This is a genomic window from Antarctobacter heliothermus (assembly GCF_900188425.1).
GTDB classification, from domain to species: domain Bacteria; phylum Pseudomonadota; class Alphaproteobacteria; order Rhodobacterales; family Rhodobacteraceae; genus Antarctobacter; species Antarctobacter heliothermus.
This window is the reverse complement of sequence record NZ_FZON01000122.1, coordinates 1-3,333: the sequence shown is the minus strand read 5'-3', so window position 1 is coordinate 3,333 and position 3,333 is coordinate 1. Positions and strand designations below refer to the sequence as shown.

Annotated in this window: 3 protein-coding genes; all 3 read right to left on the bottom strand. The window is 62.6% G+C overall.

Annotated features, from left to right (window positions below; translation table 11 throughout):
- Positions 1-38: 38 nt before the first annotated feature.
- The 3 genes from CHB90_RS25685 to CHB90_RS25675 are packed head-to-tail and all read right to left on the bottom strand — an operon-like array spanning position 39 to position 3,258.
- Positions 39-926: an NAD(P)-dependent oxidoreductase gene (locus CHB90_RS25685; protein WP_089280530.1), complete on the bottom strand. Its 888-nt coding sequence runs from the start codon at positions 924-926 to the stop codon at positions 39-41.
- 13 nt (positions 927-939) lie between these two features.
- Positions 940-1,842 (bottom strand): 5-dehydro-4-deoxyglucarate dehydratase, encoded by a 903-nt coding sequence (locus CHB90_RS25680; protein ID WP_212591669.1) that lies wholly within the window; start codon positions 1,840-1,842, stop codon positions 940-942.
- 18 nt (positions 1,843-1,860) lie between these two features.
- Complete coding sequence (locus tag CHB90_RS25675; RefSeq protein WP_089280528.1) at positions 1,861-3,258, bottom strand: hypothetical protein; 1,398 nt, start codon at positions 3,256-3,258, stop codon at positions 1,861-1,863.
- Positions 3,259-3,333 lie beyond the last annotated feature (75 nt).

The following is a 3,333-nucleotide window of genomic DNA, read 5'->3' as shown; positions in this document are numbered from 1 at the left end:
CTGCCTTGGAATTGGCTGCCGACTTCCGCATCGGAAAATCAGGCCGCATAAGCTGCGGTATCAACGGAGCGCTTACAATCGGCCCCGGAATGGGGCGAAAAAAGCGTGTTTGGCTGGGCAAAAATGGCATGGCTGGTGTCGGGGGGCTCCTCGACAAAGGCATCCAGTGCAGCCCCGCCAAGATGGCCAGAGCCTAGCGCATGGGCCAGCGCATCAAGATCCACGATACTGCCGCGGGCATAGTTCAGCAGGCAGGCTCCCGGTTTCATGCGGGCCAGCGCCTGCGATCCGATCAGCCCGGTCGAGGATGGCCCACCGGACAGATGCAGCGACAGATGATCAGCGCGCGCCAGAAGCGTGCCAAAGGGCACCAGTTCCACGCCGATCTCTCTGGCGGCGTCCGGGTTGGGAAAGGTGTCATGCGCAATGACCAGCATTCCCACGCCGCGCGCCATGCGGGCCAACCGCTGACCGATTTGTCCAAAGCCCAGAATACCCAGTGTGCGCCCCGTCACCTCGCGCCCGCGTCTGCGATGCCACCCGCCCTGCGCGACGGTTTCATGTCCGGCAACCGTGTTTCTGGACAGCGCAAAGATCGCCCCAAGGGCCAGCTCTGCCACCGCCTGCGCGTTGGCCCCCGGTGTCGACATCACCGGAAGTCCCGCCCGTGAGGCGGCATCTATGTCAATCGAATCCAGACCTACCCCATGTTTCAGAATTCCCTTGAGGCGTGGTGCGGCGGCGATCGTCGCGGCATCGACTGGCGGCAACCCAGCGACAAGAAACTCGGCCTCTGCCAAGGCCTCAAGATATCCTGCGCCGATCTGCGGAAACCGGACGAGTGTGTACCCATCGGCGGCAATCCGTTCGGAAAGCCCGCCGATGGTGGCAAAGGTGGGAGAGGTCGTGAGAATAATTGACGTCACGGCCGGTCCCTGCCTAGTTGCGGCCCTGCATCAGATCGCGCATCAGGTCGCGTTCCTCATCCGTGAGGTCGGTCAGTGGGCTGCGCACCGGACCAGTCTCAAACCCCCGCAGAGCGACACCAGCCTTGATCGCCGAGACGGCGTAGCCGGTCTTGCGGTCGCGGATCTTTGCGAAAGGATAGTAAAAGTCGCGCAACATCTCATCGCAGGTGGCATCGTCCCCGGCGACAAAGGCGGCGTGAAAGGCCAGCGCTGTTTCTGGGACAAAGTTGAAGACGGCAGAGGAATAAGTGTCCACGCCCGCGCCGCGATAGGCCTGTGCAAACAGCTCATGCGTGGGCATACCGCCGACATAGGCCAGCCGGTCGCCCAACCCCACGGTGATGCGCTTGACTGTGTCGATATCGCCGGTGCCGTCCTTGAAGCCGATCAGGTTGGGGCATTCGTCGGCCAATCGTGCCAAGGTCTGGGCAGAGACAACCGATTGGCCCCGGTTGTAGACGATCACGCCCATGTTGGTGGATTTGCAGACCGCGCGGATATGCGCCTCTATGCCGTCCTGCGGCGCGCCGATCAGGTAGTGGGGCAACAACAGGATGCCGTCACCGCCTGCGGCCTCGATCCCCTGTGCCATGTCGCAGGCCATCCGGGTGCCGTAACCACACCCGGCGATCACTGGCTGATCCGGCTGTGCGGCGCGGGCGGTCTTGACCACCTCGACCACCTCTGACGGGGTCAGGGAAAACAGCTCTCCGGTGCCTCCAGCGACGATCAGCCCGGCGATCTTATGCGGGCTGAGCCATTCCAGATGTGCGGCAAAGGCGTTTGCGTTGAAAGTGTCGTCCGCGTCAAAGGGGGTGACGGGAAAGGACAGCAGCCCGGAGCGGATGATTGTGCGAAGGTCAGTAGGGGCGATCATGAGCGATTCCTTGGATTAGTGCCCACCGGTCAACAGATAAAAGACCGGAAAAAGCAGGGTTGCAGCAAAGGTGGTGAACAGGATGTTCCAGCGCCAGGTGAGTGTGGAGATCGGAATGCCGGAGGCCCGCGAGACGATCAGGATCAGCGTCGCAAACGGCGAGAAAGTCATCGACAGGGCCCAGCCACAGGAGATCGAAAAGGCAATCAGTGTCGGGTCGGCGGGCAGCACAGGCAGTGCGGCAAAGAAAGAGCCCAGAAACACCGCCATCATCGTCGGGGACAGTGCCAACAGACTGATCAGCGCGGTGAATGAGGGGATCAGGGCCAGCATCAGCCAGTTCGGCATGGTGGCCAGCCCCAATGCGTCGGCCACGGCGGTGGCGGGGGTCAGCCCTGCGGCGGCGCGCCCGATATAGCCCGAAGTGGCCAGCGTGACAGCCACATTGATCGAACCGGGAAGATCGGTTCCGACCATCTGGCGCAGCCGTGCAGGCAGCGCGGCCGCCCCCTGTTGGGCCACAAGCCAACCAACCACCATGAGCGGGCAGGCCGCGAGCACGCCAAAGACGATGCTTTCGTCAAACAGCCAGACAAAGCAGAGCACCAGCAGGAGAAACCAGATCGTCGTCGCGGCAAAACGCAGCGCTGCGGTGCGCGGCCAAGCCATGACTGGCAACACACCCCGTGGCTTGAAAGCGCGGAACCGCACGCGGTCTTCCAGCCAGCCAGCAACCATCAGGACAGCAAACAGCGGAAAAGCATACCCCATCCAGGACACCCGGTCGACGCCGGGCATGAGGTCCATGACAATCAACGGTGCAATGGCGGTAGGCGACCATGTCACGCTCCAGGCGAACCCGCGCAACAGGGCCGAAATCTGGCGCTGTTCCCGGATCGGGTTCAACACGTCCCCTGGCGCGGCGCGTTGAATGCCCCGCTGGATCAGCGGCACCAAAAAGCTGACGACGCCGATATTGAACAAGATGGCAAGAAAGGCCGTCCCGCCCGACAGCGCGGCATAGCGGCGTCCGGGCGGCTGGCGGGTCAGGAAAGCGCCCAGATCCGCCACCGAGGGTGAGGTTGCGGCGGTTGCCTGCAACAGGCCCAGCAGCAGGATGAAACTCATTAGGAACACAGCCTGATCCAGCGCACCAATAAGGACCGTAGCGGAATTGGGAAGCCGCGCGACGACAAGCACGGACACGACGACGCTGGCACCGACAAGGTAGTATTCGCGCAAGGTAAGACGACGGATCGACAAGAGCACAACCAGCAGCATGGCGACCCAGGCGGCATCCTGCATCGCCCGCAACCCGCTGATCCGCGACAGTAATTCCAGCCCCGCGACCGACAGCAGCAAAAGAGACACCAGCGACAGGTGCACCGGCATCTCTTTTTCTGTTTGTGTCATCCCTACCATTCCGACGCCTCACCTCAGGTCGTCGGGGAGCAGGTCGTCTGGCATGTTCTGGTAGCAGACGGGTCG

Excerpts from the sequence above, each read along its gene's own strand:
- CHB90_RS25675 (WP_089280528.1), bottom strand. The coding sequence starts at position 3,258 with ATGACACAAACAGAAAAAGAGATGCCGGTGCACCTGTCGCTGGTGTCT.